Raw genomic sequence first — 20,235 nt, 5'->3', positions numbered from 1 at the left:
CGGAGCACAACATATTCCTCCAGGTGTGATCTGGGCAATAGGCTGTCCGACAAGGTGACGCCGGTCACTCTTCAGCGATCGACGTGCACCTCCGCCACGGTCCACGCGTGCGCCTGCTCGCTCAGGGTGAAGCCGAGGCCAGGACGTTCGGACAGGTGCATCCGCCCGTCCCGCGTCTCCAGGTGCTCCTCGAACAGCGGATCCAACCAGTCGAAGTGCTCCACCCAGGTCTGCAGAGGATAGGCAGCCGCGAGATGCAGGTGGATCTCCATCGCGAAGTGCGGCGCCATCTGGAGGCCGTGATGCTCGGCGAGTCCTGCGAGCTTCAGGAACTGCGTGATCCCACCGATGCGCGGCGCGTCGGGCTGGATGATGTCGACGGACCCGGCCTCGATCAGGCGCACGTGCTCGCCGACACTGGCCAGCATCTCACCGGTCGCGATGGACGTGTCGAAGGTCCGCGCGAGCATGGCGTGGCCCTCGGCGTCGTAGGCGTCGAGTGGTTCCTCGATCCACACCAGATCGAACTGTTCGAGAATGCGGCACATCCGGGTCGCCGTCGGTCGGTCCCACTGCTGGTTCGCGTCGACCATCAGGGGCACGTCGTCACCCAGGTGCTCGCGCACTGCGGTCACCCGAGCGATGTCCTGGCGCCAGTCCGGCTGTCCCACCTTCAGTTTGATACCGCCGATGCCGGCCGCGAGAGACGCGGTCGCGTTCTCCAGCACCTCCTCGATCGGGGTGTGCAGGAAGCCGCCGGACGTGTTGTACGTCTGCACCGCATCACGGGTGGAGCCGATGAGTTTCGCGAGCGGGAGCCCGGCGCGCTTCGCCTTTAGGTCCCACAGTGCGATGTCGACGGCCGCGATCGCCTGGGTGGCGACGCCGCTGCGACCGACGGAGGCACCGGCCCAGACGAGAGAGCTCCAGATCTTACCGATGTCACTGGGATCCTGACCGATCAGCACAGGCGCGATCTCTCGCGCGTGGGCGAACTGCGCAGGGCCGCCGGCACGTTTGGAGTAGCTGAACCCGATGCCCTCGTGCCCCTGCTCGGTGCGTATCTCGACGAAGAGGAACACCACCTCCGTCATCGGCTTCTGCCGTCCGGTCAGCACTTTCGCGTCGCTGATGGGTGTGGCCAGAGGGAGAACGACGGAGCGCAGGGTGACGTCCGCGATGCGATCGATCGTGGCGGCCCCGGGCGCGAGCGCACGAACGGCCGCGTCGGGCGCGGTGAGCCCGCTGGTCGGCCGGGTGGTGCTGCGCTCGGGGGTCTCTCGCGTGTCGGTCACAGTCGGCTCCTCCATCGGGTACGTGGTCCAGCTCACACGCTAGAAGCCGCACTGATGCGCGTCCAACACTGATGTCGCATCGGTCGATGCCGACCGAGCATCACTGCATGTCCCGACGAGTGGCGCTCCGGTCGCACCACATCGGCATCGAACGATGCGGAAATCGCATGTGTCGGTTCACGATCCGGACCGGTCGATCTCTGACCACGTATCGCCGCAGGTGGGTGACTCGAGCGGCGTCGGCGTCGTCGCCTCGATGGTGACGCGGACGGTCTCGACGACGGCTCGACGCCGTTGACGACCTCGACAACCGCTCCTACGTTGTGTCCACCGTCACAGGATCCGATCACCACAGCCCACCTGTCCGGTGTCACTCGAATCCCCCGTCCACTCGGACGTCATACCCGGAGGTCGACATGAGCCCTGCACCGCGACACCGATCCGGGACGCTCGCAGGCGTGCTCGTCCTCGCGCTCACCGCCTCGGCGTGCTCCGTGGCCAACACGGACCGCAGCTCGGTCACCGATCCGGACACCCTGCGCATCGTCCTGAGTCAGGAACCCCCGACGCTCGAGGCGTGCGACGTCTCGCAGACCTCGATCGGCGTCGTCACGCGGTCGAACATCACCGAACCTCTCATGGAGCGGAACCCCACCACCGGTGATCTCGAACCCAAGCTTGCCGACTCCTGGGAACAGAACTCCGACCGCCAGTGGACGTTCCGTCTGCACCCCGGAGTCACCTTCAGCGACGGTCGACCGTTCGAGGCCGCGGACGCCGCGCACTCCATCGAGCGCACCGTGAACTCCGACATCGGATGCAACGTCGAGGGATACGTGTTCGGCGACGCCGATCTGACCGTGGCCGTCGTCGATCCGCTGACCCTGACGGTGGCAGCGCCGAACCCGGATCCCATCCTCCCGCTGCGGATCTCGTTCGTGGAGATGGTCCCACGCACCGCCAGCATCACGGAACGCGAGCGGGAACCGGTCGGCACCGGACCGTTCGCTATCGACACCTGGGACTACGGCCAGCGGCTGACCCTGGTGCGCAACGATCGGTACTGGGGGCCTCGGCCGGAGTTCGCCCGTGCCGTCTACCAGTGGCGCAGCGAAGGCAGCATCCGCGCGTCGATGGTCTCGGGAGACGAGGCCGACATCGCGACCGGTATCGGACCGGAGGACGGTGCCGGGGACCTGGGTGTGGCCTACCCGAACAACGAGACCACCGCGGTTCGGATCCAGGTGGGGGAGCCACCCCTGGACGACATCCGGGTGCGGCAGGCGATCAACTATTCCATCAACCGGAACGGCATCGTGCACGCCCTCTTTCGCGATCTGGGACGCCCGGCGGCCCAGTTGGTCTCGCCGGGAGTCGTCGGGTACGACGACGATCTCGAGGCGTGGCCGTACGACACGGAGAAGGCGCGAGCACTGCTCGACGAGGCACGAGCGGACGGCGTGCCGGTCGATGCGAAGATCCGACTGATCGGCCGTACCGGTCAGTTCCCGAAGGTCAACGAGACCCTCGAGGTCGTCCAGAACGCACTGTCCGAACTGGGCATGAACATCTCGATCGAGATGATGGACTCGGCCGGTACGTCGCAGTACCAGGAGCGCCCCTTCCCCGCCGACGCCGGCCCGTACCTCCTGGTCATCCAGCACGGCAACCAGGCGGGTGACTCGGCCTTCACCGTCGACCAGTACTTCACGAGTGACGGATTCCAGAGTGCCTACGGAACACCGGAGTTCGACGCGGAGATCGCCGCGGCCGGCCAGCTCACGGGTGACGCCCGGCAGGATGCGTACGCCCGCCTTTTCGAGGAGGAGCCGACGAAGATCATGCAGATGGCGTACATCGCGCACATGGAGGGCGTGCTGGCGAAGTCGGACAGAGTCGACTACACACCCGACTCGGCCACCGTCGACGAGATGCACCTCGCTGCCATGACCCACGCCGACGACGAGTCGAACGCTACGGGGCGCTGACCTACCCGGCACCCTCCGTCAGGTCCCGCACCTCGGCGTAGCGTTCGCGCACCGCCGGGGTCGGGTCCGCCTCGTACCGGGGAATGTCCGCCGCGGCCCAGGTGGGCGGTTCGGCCCCGCCGGACAGCACCCAGGCCGCCTGGCGCGCGGCCCCGTCGGCCACGTACTCACCGGGCGGCGGGACGTCGACGGGCATGCCGAAGACTCCCGGCGCGAGGACGCGCACCGCCTCGGATTTCGCGCCCCCGCCGACGAGCAGCACTCGCGACACGGTCGCACCCTGCGCCACCAGGTGGTCGATCCCGTCGGCGAGACTGCACAGCAGACCCTCGATCGCGGCGCGCGCGAGGTGCGCCGGGGTCGAATTACCCAGGCGCAGGCCATGAATCGCGCCGGTCGCGTCGGGCCGGTTCGGTGTGCGCTCCCCCTCGAGGTACGGCACCATGACCAGGCCCTGGCTCTCCGTGGACAGCGCGAGCCGCGACAGCTCGTCGTGGTCGACGCCGAGCAGGCGCGCGGTCGCATCGAGCACGCGCGCGGCGTTCAGCGTACAGACGAGAGGCAGTTGACGACCGGTGGCGTCGGCGAAGCCGGCCACCAGTCCCGACGGGTCGCGAGGAGCCACGGTGGACACGGCCGAGACGACGCCGGACGTGCCGATGGAGACCACCAGGTCACCCTCGCCGGCACCCAGAGCCAGTGCCGCAGCGGCATTGTCACCGGTTCCGGGCCCGATGGCCGCGCCTCCGGAAGTCGTGCCGATCCGTGTCGAGGGCGCCGCCACGGTGGGCACGTGCGGGGTGCGCCCGCGTAGCGCGAGACCGAGCAGATCGACGCGGTACTCGTTCGTGGCCGCCGAGAAGTATCCCGTGCCGCTGGCGTCACCCCGATCCGTGGCCAGGGCGTCGAGTCCACGAGCACCGCCGAGGCGCCAGGACAGCCAGTCGTGCGGAAGACAGACTGCCGCAGTGCGATCGGCGTTCTCCGGCTCGTGATCCGCGAGCCACCGCAGCTTTGCCGCGGTGATGGACGCGACCGGCACCACGCCCACGGCGTCGGCCCACTCCTGGCCTCCACCCAGCTCGGTCACCAGGTCGCGCGCCGACTCGGCGGAGCGAGTGTCGTTCCACAGCAACGCCGGTCGGACGGTCTCGCCCGCCTCGTCGAGACACACCATGCCGTGCTGCTGCGCTCCGACGGAGACCGCGTCGACGCCGTCCATTCCACCGGCGTCCGCGAGAGCGGTCTCGAGAGCCTCGTGCCACCGGGCCGGGTCGATCTCGGTGCCGTCGGGATGGCCGGCCCGACCGTGGCGGACCAGCTCACCGGAATCCGCGTCCCGAACAACGATTTTGCACGACTGGGTGGACGAATCGACACCCATCACCAACGCCACGACCTCGTCCCTTCACCGTCACGTGCGTTCCGGCAGCTCACCGGTCCGAGCAGTTCACGCTACCGTGAAGCCATGGCCGCCCACGACGAACCGCGAGAAACCGAGGACGCCCGGTTTCGCCTCGAGGTCATGGGTGCGGCGCTGGAGCTCTTCGAGAGCAAGGGGTACGAGGCCACCACGGTCGACCAGATCGCGGAGAGCGCGGGGCTGTCGCGCCGCACGTTCTTCCGGCAGTTCCGGTCCAAGGAGGATGTGGTCTTCCTCGACCACGACGCCACCCTCGCCCATGTGCAGGACTTCCTGGGAACGACCGACCTCGACCCGTACGACGCCGTGTGCGAGGCCGCCGCGCGCGTGTTCGCCCGGTTCTCCGGCACGCCGGACACCACCCGTCGCCGCTACCGCGTCCTGCAGACGGTGCCCGCCCTGCGCGAGCGCGAACTGGTGATGGTGCTGCGGTACGAGCGCGTCTTCGTCGACACCCTGCGCCGCGGCGCCCCGACGCAGGAGCCGCTCTCCCTGGTGCAGTTCGCCGCCGCGGTCACGGCGACGCACAACTACCTGCTGCGTACGTGGCTTCGCGACGGGGCCCGAGTGGAGGTCGAGGACGTCCGGCGCGCCCTCGGGGCGGTGAAGCGGCGGTTCGTCACCGACACCGCGGGAGACCGGCCCACCGCACTCGTGTTGCCGCCGGGGACGTCGGTCGCCGACGTCACGACCCTGCTCGCACAGCACTTCGGGGACGGTCTCACCACCACCCCGTGACCTCGCCGAGCGTGCTGTCGACCACCGGCACGAGCGACCGGACGTACGTCGCCGACAGGTGGTGGGAATCGTGGTAGACCAGCACGTTTCCTTCGACGACGCGACACACGTCGGGACCGCAGACCGCATCGGAGAAGTCGACGGGAACCACCGAGGGGAACGGCAGCGACGCGGCGCGGGCCGGATCGATCTCGGACAGGACCTCGCTGCGCGGCAGTCCGCACGACTCGCTGTCGCCGCCGTCGGCAAGGCAGTCCGCGGCGCGATACGGGACGCCCTCCCGGCTGAGCCACGGAGTGTCCCGCACGGCCACGACGGGAAGAGCGAGCGCGGAGAAGCGTGCCCAGACGTCGAGGTACGCGTCGGGTGTGACGTCGCCGAACTCCGTGGGGCTCGGCCGCGTCGAGGTGGTGAACACCCAGTCGGGGCGGTCCGACGCGAGGATGTCGAGCACGTCCGAGGACCAGTCCCGGCAGTCCGGGTAGGGCAGATCCACCAGGAGCGGCTCGCCGATGTCGAGCGGGCACCCCATCTTGAGGTAGGTCACCACGGCGAACCCGCGATCCCGGCCGATCCGGTCGAGTGCGGGGAGCCAGTGCTCGGCATGCGATCCCCCGGCCAGGGCAAGGGTGCGCGTCGCGTCGGGATCGCCGTACACGCACGAGATCACCTCGCGCTGCGTCATGTCCGCGATGCAGCCGTCCAGCGTCGACTGCGGCAGGTCCAGGTCCGCATCGAGCACGGTGGGTCGCATCGGAGCGTCCGGCACGGGAACACCGTCGACGAGCGCGAGCGCCCCCGGGTAGCGATCGTCGGAGCTCACGTCGGCGGTCGGCTGGGCCGTCGCTCGATCGAGGTAGCCCTGCCAGGTCGCGCTCGCCGCGGCGAGGCCGATCGCTCCGACGGTCACCAGGGCGGTGAGGACGCCGCGGCCCGCGCCCCGACGGTGCATCGGCTCCTCCACCCACGAGCGTGTGGCGACGGCCAGGGCGATCGAGACGACCACCACGGCGGATCCCGTCACCACGGTCACCGAGTGCCCGGTTCCGAGCACCGCAATGAGGATCGGCCAGTGCCACAGGTACAGCGGGTAGGCGATGGAGCCGAGGAACTGCAGTGGGCGGGACTCGAGAGCACGGGTCACGGCCGGTGCTCGTGACTCGGGAGCACCCGCACCGGCAAGCACCAGCAGCATCGCGGCCCCGACCGGCACCAGCGCGGCAGGACCGGGGAACTGCGCCGCACCGTCGACGAGGAACCCACAGCCCACCAGTGCGGCAAGTCCGACGACGGCGGCCGCGGCCCGTAGCGCGGCCGGCAGCACCACTCGACCGATCACCAGCCCGGCGATCGCGCCGACAGCGAGTTCCCACGTCCGCGCCCCGGTGTCGTAGTAGGCCCACCCCTGGTGGGTGCGGCCGATGTCGGCCGCATAGGTGAACGACACCGCGGCGGCGACCGCGAGCACCGACACCAGCACCGGTGTGGTCAGGTCCCGACGACCACACCGACGGCACGCCGCGGCGACGAGGAACACCACGGCCGTGACACCGACGTAGAACTGCACCTGCACGGACATCGACCACAGGTGCTGGAGCGGACTGACCGACAGATCGGCCGCCGCGTAGTCGGACGCGGTCCGCGCGAGCTCCCAGTTCTGGACGTACGCCAGCGACGCGAGCTGCTGCCGCGTCGTCGCGTCCCACATCGTGAAGGGTCGGTCCCACGCGGTCCAGAGCGCCACCGCGCCGAACACCACCACCGCCGCGGGGTACAGGCGTCGGGCGGTGCGGACGACGAGGGGCCGCAGGATCGGACCGTCGGCTCGCTCGACGCGGCGCAGCACCATCGACGTGAAGAAGAAGCCGGACAGGACGAGGAAGACGTCGACACCGCCCGAGACCCTGCCGAACCAGATGTGGAAGACGACCACGAGGGCGATCGCCAGCCCGCGGAGACCGTCCAGATCGACGCGGTGGCCCGGCCTGCGCGCGCCGACTGCCCGGGCACCCGGCGCACGGGTCGTCGCCTGGTGGTGCACGACCACCAGAATAAGGGACGGACGGTACGGGTCCGGAGCACCCACACGTGACCAGTGACACCAAGTGCCACGCAGCCATGGTCACCGGCCGGTCGGTCCGGTACGCTGGCCTCATTCCGTGACACCGAGTGCCACGACCCTCTCACCACGACGAACGGACATCCCATGGCCGGCAACCCCAGCTTCGACCTCTTCCAGCTCGCCGACGAGCACAACGAGCTCCGCGAGGCCATCCGCGCACTCTCCGAGAAGGAGATCGCGCCGTACGCCACCGAGGTCGACGAGCAGGAGCGCTTCCCCGAGGAGGCCCTGAAGGCCCTCAACGCCTCCGGCTTCAACGCGGTGCACATTCCCGAGGAGTACGGCGGCCAGGGCGCCGACTCCGTCGCGGCCTGCATGGTGATCGAGGAGGTCGCCCGCGTGTGCGGTTCCTCCTCCCTGATCCCCGCCGTGAACAAGCTCGGCACCATGGGCCTCATCCTCAGCGGCAACGAGGAGCTCAAGCAGAAGGTGCTGCCCTCCATCGCCGAGGGCGAGATGGCCTCCTACGGACTGTCCGAGCGTGAGGCGGGCTCCGACGCCGCCGGCATGAAGACCCGCGCCAAGGCGGACGGCGACGACTGGATCCTGAACGGCTCGAAGGCGTGGATCACCAACGCCGGCAAGTCGACCTGGTACACCGTCATGGCCGTCACCGATCCCGAGAAGAAGGCCAACGGCATCTCGGCGTTCATGGTGCACAAGGACGACGAGGGCTTCTCGGTCGGCGAGAAGGAGCGCAAGCTCGGCATCAAGGGCAGCCCCACCCGCGAGCTGTACTTCGAGAACTGCCGCATCCCCGGAGACCGCATCATCGGTGAGCCCGGCACCGGCTTCAAGACGGCACTCGCGACGCTCGACCACACCCGTCCCACCATCGGCGCGCAGGCCGTCGGCATCGCGCAGGGCGCTCTCGACGCGGCCATCGCGTACACCAAGGACCGCAAGCAGTTCGGCAAGGCCATCAGCACGTTCCAGGGCGTCGAGTTCATGCTCGCCGACATGGCGATGGAGATCGAGGCGGCCCGCCTCATGGTGTACTCGGCAGCCGCTCGCGCCGAGCGCGGCGAGAAGAACCTCGGCTTCATCTCCGCCGCCTCCAAGTGCTTCGCCTCGGACGTCGCCATGAAGGTGACCACCGATGCGGTGCAGCTCTTCGGTGGCGCCGGCTACACGCGCGACTTCCCGGTCGAGCGCATGATGCGTGACGCCAAGATCACGCAGATCTACGAAGGCACCAACCAGATTCAGCGCGTCGTCATGTCGCGCGCACTGCTGCGCTGACGCCGGTGGCGGGACCGCCGTGCGTCACTCGCTCGGCGGTGCCGCCCGCAACCGGTCGATCTCGCGCCGGTCCCGCTTCGTCGGCCTCCCGGCTCCGCGATCGCGAACGGGCACCGCGGCGAACAGTTCCCGTGGCGGTGGGGGTGGGCTCCGGTCGATGTAGCACGCCACCGCGGCCGGGGCTCCCACTCGCTTGTTCACGAGCTGAGTGACCTCGACGATCTTCTCGAATCCCCCTGCGCGGATGCGTACCTCGTCACCGGGCACCACGTGCTGCGCCGGTTTGGCGGCGCTGCCGTTGATCTTCACGTGTCCGCCGCGGCACGCCGACGCGGCGGCAGAGCGCGTCTTGAACAGCCGCACCGACCACGTCCAGGCGTCAATGCGCGTCACAGCTCGTGCACCACGACGTCCGAGACCGCACCGCCGCTCAGGGTCAGCGTCATGTAGGTGCAGTGCGGTTGCCGCCGACGGTCGGTCGGCGAACCCGGGTTGAGCAGGCGCATCCCGTTGGAGGACAGCGTGTCCCACGGAATGTGGCTGTGCCCGAACACGAGCAGGTCGGTGTCCGGGAACTGCGCGTCCATCCGCTTCTCCCGTCCCCCCTTCGCCCCTGTCTCGTGCGTGACGACCATGCGCACACCCTCGACCGTCCGCCGTGCGACCTCCGGCAACCGCGCACGGAGATCGTCACCGTCGTTGTTGCCCCAGCAGGCGAGCAGATCGGTCGACCGCTCCTCGAGCGCGTCCAGCAACGACGGCGCCATCCAGTCACCCGCGTGCACCACCAGGTCGGCCGCGTCCACCGCGTCCCACACCGCGGCGGGCAGATCCCGCGCGCGGGTGGGGACGTGGGTGTCGGCGAGCAGCAGCAACTTCACGTCAGTCTTTCGGCCCGCCCGCGACGTACACGACCTGGCCGGACACGAATCCTGCACCCTCACTGCAGAAGAAGGATGCCGTGTGGGCGATGTCCTCGGGCTGACCGATGCGGTTGACCGGGATCTGCGACGCGGCACCCTTCTTGAAGTCCTCGAACGGCACGCCGACGCGCTCGGCCGTCGCCGCCGTCATCTCCGTCTCGATGAAGCCGGGTGCGATCGCGTTGACGGTGACGTTGTAGCGGCCCAGCTCGATGGCGAGGGTCTTGGTGAAGCCCTGCATGCCTGCCTTGGCGGCCGCGTAGTTGGCCTGACCGCGGTTGCCCAGCGCCGAGGTGGACGACAGGTTGACGATGCGTCCCCACTTGGCCTCGACCTGATGCTTCTGCACCTCGCGGGACATGAGGAACGATCCGCGCAGATGCACGCCGAGCACGGCGTCCCAGTCGTCGACCGACATCTTGAAGAGAAGATTGTCGCGCAGGATGCCGGCGTTGTTCACCAGCACCGTGGGCGCCCCGAAGTCGGTGGCGATGCGCTCGACCGCAGAGACGACCGACTGCTCGTCCGCGACGTTCGCGCCGACGGCGATGGCCTGACCACCGGCTGCGGTGATCGCGTCGACCGTGCCGGCACACGCCGCCTCGTCGAGATCGACGACGGCGACACCGAAGCCGTCCGCGGCGAGACGTCGGGCGACGGCGGCACCGATTCCTCGCGCACTTCCCGTGACGATTGCTGTCCTGACCTGCTCGCTCACGACTACCCTCTTTCTCATCTCGGCCCCGAAACCCCGCGGCTCCCACTCTTTCTATCAAGTCACAGGAGTCGGCGGACCACCCCTGCTTGAGAAAGAGGCTCACCATGACGACCCGACTCAATCCGTACCTGTCGTTCCGGGACACGGCGCGGGAGGCGATGGAGTTCTATCGCACCGTGTTCGGCGGAGAACTCACGCTGTCGACGTTCGGTGACTCGGGCATGCCCGTCGAGGAGTCCGAGGCGGGCAACGTCATGCACGGTCAGCTCGACACCCCGAGCGGCTTCACGCTGATGGGCGCCGACACTCCGTCGTCGATGGAGGTGAGCACCAACGGCACGGTGTCCCTGAGCGGCGACGACGAGCCAGAACTGCGCGGCTACTGGGACGCGCTCGCCGCGGGCGGCACCCTCGGCGTCCCGCTCGAGACGGCCCCGTGGGGCGACACCTTCGGGATGCTCACCGACCGGTTCGGGATCGGCTGGATGGTGAACATCGCCGGCAGCTAGCTGCCGACGGTCACACGGCCGGCAGCTAGCTGCCGACGGTCACACGGCCGGCAGCTAGCTGCCGAACGCGAGCGGCAGCTCGCGACGGAAGGTGACCTCGTCGAACTCCCGCCCGTACTCGTCGACCGCGGAGATGCGCATCCGACTCGGTGTGATGCCGGGGATCCCGGGCGTCACGTCCGCGCGGACGAACGAGTAGTTGCGGAATCGCACCCGTGACCAGGTGAGCGACTCGGGCACCTTCGAACCGTCCGCGGCGACGACGTAGCTGTTCGGCACCGACGTGTCGGCCACCTCGTTGCCGCGGTAGCTCTCGGGTTCGCCGTCCTGGAACCCGTAACGCGGGCGCCCGCCGCCGCCCACCGTGTAGTAGACGGTGCCGTCCGAGACGGAGGTGACCTCCGACCGGTCACCGGCGACGCGGGTCGGCGAGCCGCCGCGGATCGGATCGGACCGCTCGAACACGTGGTTGTGCGCCTGCAGCACCACATCGACGTGGTACCGGTCGAAGAGCCCCGCCCACGCACTGCGGACGCCGCCGTCGCTCGCGTGGTCCTTCGTCGTCGAGTACGCGCAGTGGTGGAAGAAGCAGACGATGAAGTCGACGGCCGGATCGGCCCGGTAGCGCGCCAGGGTCGACTCCACCCATCCCGTCTGACGTCCGCCGCTGTAGCCCGTGTTCGCGCGGATCTCGTTCGAGACGTCGTTGGCGTCGAGCGAGAGCACGGCGACGTTGCCGTGGACGAACGAGTAGACCGACGGGCACCCGGCGGGGCCGTTGTCCGGCTGGTCCAATCGAGCTGCGTGGCCGCCGTACCCGTTCGGCCCGTACAGCGCCTCCATGTCGTGATTTCCGGTCGCGAAGAGCCAGGGCGTCGACGCCGCGCTCGGCTCGATCGCCGCGAGGTAGCCGTCCCAGACGTACGGGTTGAACTTGTCGAAGGCCTTGTCGACGGTGCCGCCACTGGGTACGAAGCGAGGAGTGCGGCCCTGTCCCGACGGGTCCGCGTACGCGATGTCGCCCGCGAGGATGTGGAAGTCGGGCCGCGAGTCGGCGATCTGGCGCACGATGTTCGCCGCGTGCTTGGCCGACGGCTCGTTGTCGGGCTTGTAGTACAGATCGTCGTAGTCACCGGGCTTCAGGCCGGGAGGCTGCGTCGGCGTCTCGTCGACGCCTTGATCTCCCATCATCGTGAACCGGAACGGTGCGAGCCGGCCCGCCGGCAGAGCCGGTGCGGCACTGCGGACATCGCTGACGTAGCCGTCGGCGGTGCGCCACCGGTAGTAGTGCGGAAGACGCGGAGTGAGCCCGTCCACCGGAACGTGCACGTAGAACTGCTCGGCCGCCAGGATGCCGCCGTCGGACCGCGGTACCTGGCTCACCAGGTTGCGCACCTCGGCCGACGTCGTGGCGCCCAGTGCCGGGGTCGGACCGTGGTCGAGAAACACCCCGGTGAGTCCGGGATTGCGGGAGAGCTGCGCCGAGAACCGGAGCTGCGTAGCGGCGTCGGAGCCGAAGGAGAGATGCCGTCCTCCGACGGTCAGCGGCGCGTCCTGCGCGTAGGCGACGCGATTCCAACCGGGGTTTCCCACCCCGGCCGCAGCGGCGACGGCGGCCGCACCCACGAGGAAGTTGCGACGGGACACCCGATGGCGACGGAGATTGCTCAGGTGCCAGTCGTGCTGCTCGGCGATGGAAGCGTTCGCCGCGATGTGGGCGGGGACTCCTGTGTCGACGATCTCCCCGGCCGGATTCAGTGCGTTCTCCACCATGGAGACGACGCTGCTCCCGTCACCTCGACGTCAGGCGCACGGCAGGCGAGCAGGAGCCGAACCGAACGTGAACAACGATGCAGCACATGACATTTCGGTCCGACCGGACAAAACCACCAGTCAGTACTGGCGGACCGACAACTCCACGGCCACCTGAAGGTACTCGGCGACGGTGCGCGCGATGGAGACCGGCTTGTCGGGGAGCACGATGTCCGGCACGTCGACGTGCACGCTCGCCGAGCGGTACCTGCCGGGCGGCGGTCCGTAGTGCAGCCCCATCACCACGAGCCTCGGTTCGACGCCGCGAGTCCGTGCGCGCGCGACGATGTGCCCGATCCCGCTCCCGACGTGCTGGAGCACCGTCGGATCACCGTCGTTGCACGTGCCCTCCGGGAACATCGCGAGATCGTCACCACGAGACAGCCTTTCGGCACACACGTCCATCATGAGATTGCCGGCTCGGGACACGGCGCGCAGACCGTGGTCGCGGCTGCGGAACACCGGGATGCCGCCCATCATCTCGATGCGACGTCGTTGCGACGTCCGCTCGGCGATGCGGCGGGTCCGCGGGCGGTTCGGTTCGGTCTCGACGAACAGCTCGTCCTTGGCCAGGACGCGGGTGCGGCCGATGACGGGTCGCAGCGCGCTGGACCACGCGGCGGCGGCGACCGTGTACGGGTCGGTCTCGCTGACGTGGTTCACGGCCAGGATGAACCGCGTGTCGTCGTAGATGAGGGAGCGGAGGCGTTCGCGAGCACCGTCGCCGTACCGGACGCGGGGTCGGAACCGTCCGGCGAGAGCCCCGTAGGCGAGCCGCGTGACGCGTCGATTCTGCTGATGCTCCCGGTAGTACTCGTACACGGCGTCGGCGTTCTCGAGGGCGACCACGGGGCGATCCATGCTCGAATCGTAGGCGTTCGCCCTGTTCCACCTATTTGTTCTGACAAATCGAGCGCGCCGTGTATGGTCTGGGTCACAGACGGAAACCCCGTCGGAGGCGGACCCGCAGGTCGGCCACGTGAAGTGAGAGGAACGGGCACCGTGACCACCACCACAGCCCCGCACCGCGTCGTCGTCGTCGGCTCCGGATTCGGCGGCCTGTTCGCGACCAAGGCCCTGCGCCGCAGCGACGTCGACGTGACGATCGTGGCGCGCACCGCGCACCACCTCTTCCAGCCGTTGCTCTACCAGGTGGCCACCGGGATCCTCTCCGAGGGCGAGATCGCGCCCTCCACCCGTCTCATCCTCAAGAACCAGGCGAATGCCGCCGTCGTGCTCGGCGACGTCACGGAGGTGGACCTCGAGGCGCGCACCGTCGTCTCGGTCAGCCGTGGCCGCGTCAGGGTCACTCCGTACGACAGCCTCGTCGTCGCCGCGGGCGCCGGCCAGTCCTACTTCGGCAACGATCACTTCGCCGAGTTCGCCCCCGGCATGAAGACGCTCGACGACGCCCTCGAGCTGCGCGGGCGCATCATGAACGCGTTCGACGCCGCCGAACTCACCACCGACCCCGTCGAGCGCGCACGGCTGCTCACGTTCGTCGTCGTCGGCGCCGGCCCCACGGGTGTCGAGATGGCGGGCCAGATCGCCGAGCTCTCGCGCCGCACCCTCGCCGGAACGTTCCGCACGATCGACAGCCGCGACGCCCGCGTGATTCTGCTCGACGCGGCCCCGAAGGTGTTGCCGCCCTTCGCCGACTCGCTGGGCGAGAATGCTCGACGACGTCTCGAGAAGGTCGGCGTCGAGGTCGAGCTGGGCGCCGCGGTCACCGACGTCGACGCCGACGGATTATCTGTCCGCGACAGCGACGGCACCGAGCGCCGCATCGAGTCCTCCTGCAAGGTCTGGTCGGCCGGTGTCTCCGCGAGCCCGCTCGCGGCACAGCTCGCGGCGAAGTCCGGGGCCGAGGTGGACCGCGCGGGCCGCGTGCTCGTCGAGGCCGATCTGACACTGCCGGGCCACCCCGAGGTCTTCGTGGTCGGCGACATGATGGCGCGCGACAAGCTCCCCGGCGTCGCCCAGGTGGCGATCCAGGGCGGCCGCTACGCCGCGCGGTGCATCACTGCCGACGTCCGCGCCGCTGCCACCGACACACCGCGCCCCGAGCGCACCCCGTTCCGCTACCGGGACAAGGGCAGCATGGCGACCGTGACGCGATTCTCGGCCGTGGCGCAGGTGGGACCCGTCAAGATCACCGGCTTCCTGGCATGGCTGATGTGGCTCGCGGTGCACCTCGTCTACATCGTCGGATTCAAGAGCCGACTGACCACCGTCTTCAACTGGACGTGGACGTTCCTCGGCCGAGCGCGCACCCAGCTGACCGTCACTCAGCAGCAGATGCACGCGCGCACGGCACTCGGCAGGCTCGTCGTGCTCGAGGACGCCCGCCGGGAGCGGGACGCGGGAGCCCCGGCACGCGAGGACGCTCGCGCCAGCTGAGTACTGTTCCGGTACATGGGCAGTCGACTCTCCGCTCTCCTCGTCGCCTCCCACCCCGGCCCCGCCGCCGCGGTCACGACGTTCGTGGCACTGCTGTCGGTCAGCATCGGCCCACCCTCGGCGGGGCTCCTCGTCGTCGTGGTCGTGGCGGTGCTGAGCGGGCAACTGATCGTCGGTTGGACCAACGATCTGATCGACGCCCCGCGGGACACCGCGGTCGGCCGCACGGACAAACCGCTCGCCGTCGGCCGCCTCGACCCCGCCACCGTGCGGGTGAGCGTCGCGGTCGCGGCGGTGGTCTGCGTGGTGTTCTCGATGCTGTGCGGCGTCGTCCCGGGTGCGGTGCACCTCGTGCTGGGAGTCGGGTCGGCCCTCGCCTACAACGTGGGTCTGAAATCCACCGTCGTGTCGTGGCTGCCGTACACCGTCGCGTTCGGATCGGCGCCCGTGGTCGTCTCGCTCACCGTGGCCGACGCGATGCCGCCGTGGTGGATGATCACGGTAGGGGCGCTGCTCGGCTTCGGCGCCCACCTGGTCAACGTGCTGCCCGACATCGCCGACGACACGGCGACGGGAGTCCGCGGGCTGGCACACCGACTCCCTGCTCGCGTGGTCGCTCCACTCGCCGCGGGGGTGCTCGTCACCGCATCGATCGTGGGGGTCGTGGGCAGCGGGGCTCTCGGGCGCACCGGGGTGTCGACCGTAGCGGGCGGAGCCGCTCTGGCCGTCGTGGTCGTCGCCGCATGGATCGCGTCGACGAGCAGCGGACGGACGCCGTTCCGCGCGGCCATCGTCATCGCCGGCGTGACCGTGCTGGTGCTACTGCTTCCGCGCTGACGTCTCGGCGGTCGAGGTCGGGTCGCCGGCGGCCTCGAGGTCGTCGGTGTCGCGGAACACCAGGCACCCGTTGTCCAGGGCCACCGCCCACCGGTGCGCCACGGCCCAGTCCCGACCCACGGACGACGAGTCCACGAAGTCGGCGAAGTCCTCGACGATCGATCCCGTCTCGAGAGGCCACGTCGTCGGATCCGAGTCGCGGTCGATCGAGTGCCGGGTGCGTACCCGCGCACCGACCTCGAACGTCGGCGGCAGCCCGGTCGGCTCCTGCGGCGTCGCTGCTCCGGGGTTGTTCAGGGTCGATGTCATGGCAGCCTCCTGCTGGTTCCTCGGCGCGGTTTCCCCGTTTCACACAGTTCACACATGGAACACCGAGATTCTCGTGATCTGATGGTGGGATGGCCATCACTTTCACCACACGCGTCCCGGAAGGTCCGATACGAGGCGGTGTCGTCGTCGTCCAGGAGGCGTTCGGCGTGACCGACCACATCGCGGAGGTCTGCGGCCGCTTCGCCTCGGCAGGATGGATCGCCGTGGCCCCGCATCTCTTCCACCGGGCCGGTGATCCGGTGGTGTCGTACGACGACATGAGCACCGCGATGGACCTCATCGGCGCACTGAAGGCCGAGGAGATCGACCAGGACGTCGATGCCGCGTTCGACGAGTTGGCCGGGTACGGCTACGGACCGAGCGGGTGCGCGATCGTCGGGTTCTGCATGGGCGGCACCGTCGCCTTCGAGACGGCGGTGCGGCGCCCACTCGGTGCCGCGGCCACGTTCTACGGCGGCGGCATCCGCGAGGGTCGCTTCGGCTACCCGCCGCTGCTCGACGGCGCCACGGCACTGCGAACGCCGTGGCACGGGTTCTTCGGCGACCTCGACACCGGGATCCCGGTCGACGACGTCGATTCGCTGAACGCCGCCGTCACCGACGCGCAGGTGGACACTCGCATCGCCCGCTATCCCGACGCCGAGCACGGCTTCCACTGCAACGATCGACCCGCCGTCTACAACGAACGGGCCGCGTACGACGCGTGGTCGCGCACCCTCGACTGGTTCGATCTGCACGTGGATCCGGCCGGGGAACAAGGACGGGCCCCTCGCGGTTGAGCCGGGCAAGTAGTTGATTCGTCAACTTTATCCCAGGAGGCCGACATGCCCGCAGTGACCGTCGACAACGTTCTCGCGCTCCCCCGCATCTCCACGCCGCAGCCCGGCTCGGTGAACCGGCCGGTCCGCGCCGTCACCACCGCCCCCACCGGCTACGAGGGCGAGGGGTTCCCGGTCCGACGTGCCTTCGCGGGCGTCGACATGAAGTACCTCGACCCCTTCATCCACATGGACCAGATGGGCGAGGTGAACTACGCGCCGGGCGAGCCCAAGGGCACACCGTGGCACCCGCACCGCGGCTTCGAGACGGTCACCTACATGATCGACGGGATCATGGACCACCAGGACTCGCACGGCGGTGGCGGTTCCATCACCGGCGGCGACACCCAGTGGATGACCGCGGGCAGCGGCATCCTGCACATCGAGGCCCCGCCGGAGCACCTCGTCGTCTCGGGCGGGCTGTTCCACGGCGTGCAGCTGTGGGTCAACCTCCCGCGCAACAACAAGATGGCGGCGCCGCGGTACCAGGACATCACCGGCCGCGAGGTCGCTCTCCTCTCGAGCCAGGACGGCGGCGCGCTGGTGCGCGTCATCGCCGGCGAGATGGACGGCCACGAGGGACCGGGATCGACCTACACGCCGATCACGCTGTCCCATGTCACCGTCGCCCCGGGTGCCTCGGTGACCCTGCCCTGGAACGCGCGCTACAACGCCATCGCCTACGTGCTGGGCGGATCCGGCACCGTCGGCACCGAGCGGCGGCCCGTACGCACAGGTCAGACCACGGTCTACGGCTCGGGCGACACCTTGACCTTCGCCGCCGCCGAGGGCACCGAGTCGATGGAGATGTTCGTTCTCGGAGGCGAGCCGATCCGCGAGCCCGTCGCGATGGCCGGGCCGTTCGTCATGAACACCAAGGCCGAGGTGCTCCAGGCGTTCGAGGACTTCCAGTCCGGGCGGTTCGGTCAGCCCTGATCGAGCGTCCCTCGCCCGATCACCATGGTGGCGTCCCGGTCCTCGTCGTGTACCACCGTCGGCTCCAGACCGGCGGCAGCGAAGATCTGTCGCACCGTGTCGGCCTGGGCCGCGGACGCCTCCACGATCAGTGATCCGCCGGGTGCCAGCCAGTCGCGTGCCTGTGCGGCCACGCGGCGCTGGACGTCCAGTCCGTCCGGTCCACCGTCGAGGGTGACGCGGGGTTCGTGATCCCGCGCCTCGGGCGGCATGGTCTCGATGGCCGACGAGGGAACGTACGGCGTGTTGGCGGTGACGACGGCGATCCCGTGGCGCAGGTGCGTCGGTATCGCGGCGAAGGTGTCGCTCTCGAAGACCGTGCAGCCCGGCAGATTTCGACGAGCGCACGCCACCGCCACCGGGTCGATGTCGGAGGCGTACACCGTGGACCCCGGCGCCGAGCGCACCACCGCGGCGGCCACGGCACCCGAGCCGCAGCACAGATCGAGCAGCACGCCGCCGCCGAGTCGGCCGAGCGCCGCGTCCACCATGGCCTCGGTCCGTCGGCGCGGCACGAAGACGCCGGGCTCGACGAGCACGCGGCCCCCGTGGAACTGCGCCCACCCCACGATGTACTCGAGCGGCTCCCCGGCGACACGGCGCGCGATCCAGTCGGCCAGCGTGCTCTCGTCCGGAGCCTCGCCGATCAGCAGAGCTGCCTCGTCCTCGGCGAACACGCATCCGGCCGCCCTCAGCACGGCGACCGTCCGCGAGGTCACTCCGCGACGAGCCGCTCGATGGCGTGCAGGGGGATCGAGAGCCAGGTCGGGCGGTTGCGCGCCTCGTAGACGGCCTCGTACACGGCCTTGTCCAGCTCGTACGCTCGCAGCAGCGCCCACGAGATGCGCGGGTCGTGTCCCGCCACCTCGGTGTAGCCGTCGCAGAATGCGGACACGTTGCGCTCCACCCACTCCCGCGCCACGGGCTCGAGTCGCGCCCGTTCCTGCGAATCCTCGATCTCGACGACGTGGCTCATGGCGGCGTAGTCGAAAGAGCGGATCATCCCTGCCACGTCGCGCAGCGTGCTGTCCGGAGTGCGCCGCTCCTCGAACGTCTTCGACGGTTCGCCCTCGAAGTCGATGAGGACCCACCGCTCCGACGTGCGGAGCACCTGCCCCAGATGCAGGTCACCGTGGATGCGCTGGGTGTCGATGCCGCCCGTGCCCGCTGCCTGGTCGATCAGGGCCCGGATGCGCGGGAGGTACTGCTCCAGGTCGGCGATCACCGGCAGTGCCGTCTCCACGCGAGCGGAGATGTCGGCCGCCGTACCGGCCGCCGGCGCCAGGGACGTGCCCAGCACCGACGCGAGATCGGCGTGCACGGAGGCGACGGCGCGGCCCAGCTCGCGGGCCTCGCTCGTGAAGTCGGACGTCGTCACGTCACCGCTGGCCAGGACGTCCCGCACGCTGGCCTGCGCGGTGGTCCACCCCTCGGTGGATCCCGCCACGAAGTCCTGCGCCATGGCGAGGGTCGTCTCGGTGTGGTCGATGTCCGCTTCCATCCATCCGCGCAGCGGCGCGACGTTCCGGCACCCCGCCTGGCCCAACGCCCGGTGCAGCTCCACGTCGGGATTGATGCCGATCGTGACGCGCCGGAAGATCTTCAGCAGATGGTGGTCGCCCAGGATGACCGACGTGTTCGACTGTTCGGCGCCCAGCACCTTTCCGCGCAGGCCGGTCTGCAGGTCGCTGCCCGGCATCGCCAGGAAGCGCACCTCGCCGGTCCCGCCGGTGGCCAGGAGGTCGGAGTAGACCGAGATGGCATCGGGATCACGCAGGGCGTCGAACACCACCGCGCCGCCGTCCCGAGTGACGACCCACGGGTCGAGGTCCTCGTCCACCGAGGCTCGGACACCGAGGGGCACCTGGAAGATCTGGGGCTCGGTGCCCTCGAGGTCCACCCGCACGAGTACGTGCTCGACCACGAGCTCGGACGTGGTGGCCAGCGTCTCCCGCGTGAGCAGATGCACTCCGGTGACGGTGTGACCCTTGGCGGAGAACCACCGCTGTTCCGGCAGCCAGGCGGCGAGTGCGCCGAGGAGGGCGCCCTCGTCGAGGGGTGGCGGCGCGACGGGCTCGTCGATGCTGTGCTGTTCCGTGGACATG

The 20,235-nt window shown here is 69.5% G+C and carries 19 protein-coding genes; 8 read left to right on the top strand and 11 right to left on the bottom strand.

Annotated elements, in window-relative coordinates; translation table 11 throughout:
• Nucleotides 1-71: 71 nt before the first annotated feature.
• Nucleotides 72-1,295, bottom strand: coding sequence for an L-talarate/galactarate dehydratase (locus OHB23_RS05660; RefSeq protein WP_307108118.1), 1,224 nt, complete (start codon nucleotides 1,293-1,295; stop codon nucleotides 72-74).
• Nucleotides 1,296-1,711: 416 nt separating this feature from the next.
• On the opposite strand from OHB23_RS05660, the gene OHB23_RS05655 reads away from it, so the two are divergent.
• Nucleotides 1,712-3,283, top strand: coding sequence for an ABC transporter substrate-binding protein (locus tag OHB23_RS05655; RefSeq protein ID WP_328811056.1), 1,572 nt, complete (start codon nucleotides 1,712-1,714; stop codon nucleotides 3,281-3,283).
• A gap of 1 nt (nucleotide 3,284) precedes the next feature.
• Here the strand turns inward: OHB23_RS05655 and OHB23_RS05650 are convergent, their stop codons facing one another.
• On the bottom strand, nucleotides 3,285-4,679 hold the full coding sequence (locus OHB23_RS05650; protein WP_307108116.1) for a xylulokinase: 1,395 nt from the start codon (nucleotides 4,677-4,679) through the stop codon (nucleotides 3,285-3,287).
• A gap of 72 nt (nucleotides 4,680-4,751) precedes the next feature.
• On the opposite strand from OHB23_RS05650, the gene OHB23_RS05645 reads away from it, so the two are divergent.
• Nucleotides 4,752-5,444, top strand: coding sequence for a TetR family transcriptional regulator (locus tag OHB23_RS05645; protein WP_027506144.1), 693 nt, complete (start codon nucleotides 4,752-4,754; stop codon nucleotides 5,442-5,444).
• Here the strand turns inward: OHB23_RS05645 and OHB23_RS05640 are convergent.
• Entirely contained in the window at nucleotides 5,428-7,485 is a 2,058-nt protein-coding gene (locus OHB23_RS05640) for an acyltransferase family protein (protein WP_328811055.1), read from the bottom strand. The genes OHB23_RS05645 and OHB23_RS05640 overlap by 17 nt on opposite strands.
• 165 nt (nucleotides 7,486-7,650) lie before the next feature.
• Here OHB23_RS05640 and OHB23_RS05635 point away from each other — a divergent pair, with 165 nt between their 5' ends.
• On the top strand, nucleotides 7,651-8,808 hold the full coding sequence (locus OHB23_RS05635; protein WP_056441154.1) for an acyl-CoA dehydrogenase: 1,158 nt from the start codon (nucleotides 7,651-7,653) through the stop codon (nucleotides 8,806-8,808).
• 24 nt (nucleotides 8,809-8,832) lie between these two features.
• Here OHB23_RS05635 and OHB23_RS05630 read toward each other — a convergent pair whose 3' ends face one another.
• Genes OHB23_RS05630 through OHB23_RS05620 form a run of 3 tightly spaced genes read right to left on the bottom strand, consistent with a single transcriptional unit; the run spans nucleotide 8,833 to nucleotide 10,449 of the window.
• Entirely contained in the window at nucleotides 8,833-9,201 is a 369-nt protein-coding gene (locus OHB23_RS05630; RefSeq protein WP_027506141.1) for an RNA-binding S4 domain-containing protein, read from the bottom strand.
• On the bottom strand, nucleotides 9,198-9,689 hold the full coding sequence (locus tag OHB23_RS05625) for a metallophosphoesterase family protein (RefSeq protein WP_027506140.1): 492 nt from the start codon (nucleotides 9,687-9,689) through the stop codon (nucleotides 9,198-9,200). The genes OHB23_RS05630 and OHB23_RS05625 overlap by 4 nt, the downstream gene beginning before the upstream one ends.
• A 1-nt stretch (nucleotide 9,690) precedes the next feature.
• Nucleotides 9,691-10,449 carry an SDR family oxidoreductase gene (locus OHB23_RS05620; RefSeq protein ID WP_027506139.1) on the bottom strand — a complete coding sequence of 253 codons (759 nt, stop codon included), beginning with the start codon at nucleotides 10,447-10,449 and terminating at the stop codon, nucleotides 9,691-9,693.
• Nucleotides 10,450-10,553: 104 nt separating this feature from the next.
• On the opposite strand from OHB23_RS05620, the gene OHB23_RS05615 reads away from it, so the two are divergent.
• Complete coding sequence (locus OHB23_RS05615) at nucleotides 10,554-10,958, top strand: VOC family protein (protein WP_328811054.1); 405 nt, start codon at nucleotides 10,554-10,556, stop codon at nucleotides 10,956-10,958.
• A gap of 54 nt (nucleotides 10,959-11,012) precedes the next feature.
• Here OHB23_RS05615 and OHB23_RS05610 read toward each other — a convergent pair whose 3' ends face one another.
• A complete protein-coding gene (locus OHB23_RS05610; protein ID WP_222637936.1) occupies nucleotides 11,013-12,731 on the bottom strand; it encodes a metallophosphoesterase in 1,719 nt (572 codons plus the stop codon).
• Between the two features lie 120 nt (nucleotides 12,732-12,851).
• On the bottom strand, nucleotides 12,852-13,631 hold the full coding sequence (locus OHB23_RS05605; RefSeq protein ID WP_328811053.1) for a lysophospholipid acyltransferase family protein: 780 nt from the start codon (nucleotides 13,629-13,631) through the stop codon (nucleotides 12,852-12,854).
• 141 nt (nucleotides 13,632-13,772) lie between these two features.
• Between OHB23_RS05605 and OHB23_RS05600 the strand changes: the two genes are divergently transcribed.
• Both OHB23_RS05600 and OHB23_RS05595 read left to right on the top strand, forming a co-directional pair.
• Nucleotides 13,773-15,170 carry an NAD(P)/FAD-dependent oxidoreductase gene (locus OHB23_RS05600; protein WP_328811052.1) on the top strand — a complete coding sequence of 466 codons (1,398 nt, stop codon included), beginning with the start codon at nucleotides 13,773-13,775 and terminating at the stop codon, nucleotides 15,168-15,170.
• A 15-nt stretch (nucleotides 15,171-15,185) separates the two neighbouring features.
• Complete coding sequence (locus OHB23_RS05595) at nucleotides 15,186-16,007, top strand: UbiA family prenyltransferase (protein ID WP_328811051.1); 822 nt, start codon at nucleotides 15,186-15,188, stop codon at nucleotides 16,005-16,007.
• Here the strand turns inward: OHB23_RS05595 and OHB23_RS05590 are convergent.
• Nucleotides 15,990-16,316, bottom strand: a complete 327-nt coding sequence (locus OHB23_RS05590; RefSeq protein ID WP_328811050.1) for a hypothetical protein — start codon at nucleotides 16,314-16,316, stop codon at nucleotides 15,990-15,992. The genes OHB23_RS05595 and OHB23_RS05590 overlap by 18 nt on opposite strands.
• An 89-nt stretch (nucleotides 16,317-16,405) precedes the next feature.
• Between OHB23_RS05590 and OHB23_RS05585 the strand changes: the two genes are divergently transcribed.
• Together OHB23_RS05585 and OHB23_RS05580 are read left to right on the top strand one after the other, a co-directional pair.
• The gene (locus OHB23_RS05585) at nucleotides 16,406-17,116 is read left to right on the top strand and encodes a dienelactone hydrolase family protein (protein WP_056441137.1); all 711 of its coding nucleotides are present in this window, start codon (nucleotides 16,406-16,408) and stop codon (nucleotides 17,114-17,116) included.
• Between the two features lie 45 nt (nucleotides 17,117-17,161).
• Nucleotides 17,162-18,091, top strand: coding sequence for a pirin family protein (locus tag OHB23_RS05580; protein WP_056441134.1), 930 nt, complete (start codon nucleotides 17,162-17,164; stop codon nucleotides 18,089-18,091).
• On the opposite strand, the gene OHB23_RS05575 is transcribed toward OHB23_RS05580, so the two are convergent.
• Both OHB23_RS05575 and OHB23_RS05570 read right to left on the bottom strand, forming a co-directional pair.
• Nucleotides 18,082-18,849 carry a putative protein N(5)-glutamine methyltransferase gene (locus OHB23_RS05575; protein WP_222632243.1) on the bottom strand — a complete coding sequence of 256 codons (768 nt, stop codon included), beginning with the start codon at nucleotides 18,847-18,849 and terminating at the stop codon, nucleotides 18,082-18,084. The two genes, OHB23_RS05580 and OHB23_RS05575, sit on opposite strands and share 10 nt — an antisense overlap.
• Complete coding sequence (locus OHB23_RS05570) at nucleotides 18,846-20,234, bottom strand: maltokinase N-terminal cap-like domain-containing protein (RefSeq protein ID WP_328811049.1); 1,389 nt, start codon at nucleotides 20,232-20,234, stop codon at nucleotides 18,846-18,848. The genes OHB23_RS05575 and OHB23_RS05570 overlap by 4 nt, the downstream gene beginning before the upstream one ends.
• Between the last annotated feature and the right edge of the window lies 1 nt (nucleotide 20,235).

Source organism: Rhodococcus sp. NBC_00294, from assembly GCF_036163995.1.
GTDB lineage: Bacteria > Actinomycetota > Actinomycetes > Mycobacteriales > Mycobacteriaceae > Rhodococcoides.
This window is presented reverse-complemented; position numbering and strand designations above follow the sequence as displayed.

Bases quoted from the DNA above. Each gene is read 5' to 3' on its own strand.
- OHB23_RS05615 (WP_328811054.1), top strand. From the start codon at position 10,554: ATGACGACCCGACTCAATCCGTACCTGTCGTTCCGGGACACGGCGCGG.
- OHB23_RS05655 (WP_328811056.1), top strand. From the start codon at position 1,712: ATGAGCCCTGCACCGCGACACCGATCCGGGACGCTCGCAGGCGTGCTC.
- OHB23_RS05570 (WP_328811049.1), bottom strand. From the start codon at position 20,234: ATGTCCACGGAACAGCACAGCATCGACGAGCCCGTCGCGCCGCCACCC.
- OHB23_RS05585 (WP_056441137.1), top strand. From the start codon at position 16,406: ATGGCCATCACTTTCACCACACGCGTCCCGGAAGGTCCGATACGAGGC.
- OHB23_RS05605 (WP_328811053.1), bottom strand. From the start codon at position 13,631: ATGGATCGCCCCGTGGTCGCCCTCGAGAACGCCGACGCCGTGTACGAG.
- OHB23_RS05595 (WP_328811051.1), top strand. From the start codon at position 15,186: ATGGGCAGTCGACTCTCCGCTCTCCTCGTCGCCTCCCACCCCGGCCCC.
- OHB23_RS05580 (WP_056441134.1), top strand. From the start codon at position 17,162: ATGCCCGCAGTGACCGTCGACAACGTTCTCGCGCTCCCCCGCATCTCC.
- OHB23_RS05610 (WP_222637936.1), bottom strand. From the start codon at position 12,731: ATGGTGGAGAACGCACTGAATCCGGCCGGGGAGATCGTCGACACAGGA.
- OHB23_RS05590 (WP_328811050.1), bottom strand. From the start codon at position 16,316: ATGACATCGACCCTGAACAACCCCGGAGCAGCGACGCCGCAGGAGCCG.
- OHB23_RS05635 (WP_056441154.1), top strand. From the start codon at position 7,651: ATGGCCGGCAACCCCAGCTTCGACCTCTTCCAGCTCGCCGACGAGCAC.
- OHB23_RS05645 (WP_027506144.1), top strand. From the start codon at position 4,752: ATGGCCGCCCACGACGAACCGCGAGAAACCGAGGACGCCCGGTTTCGC.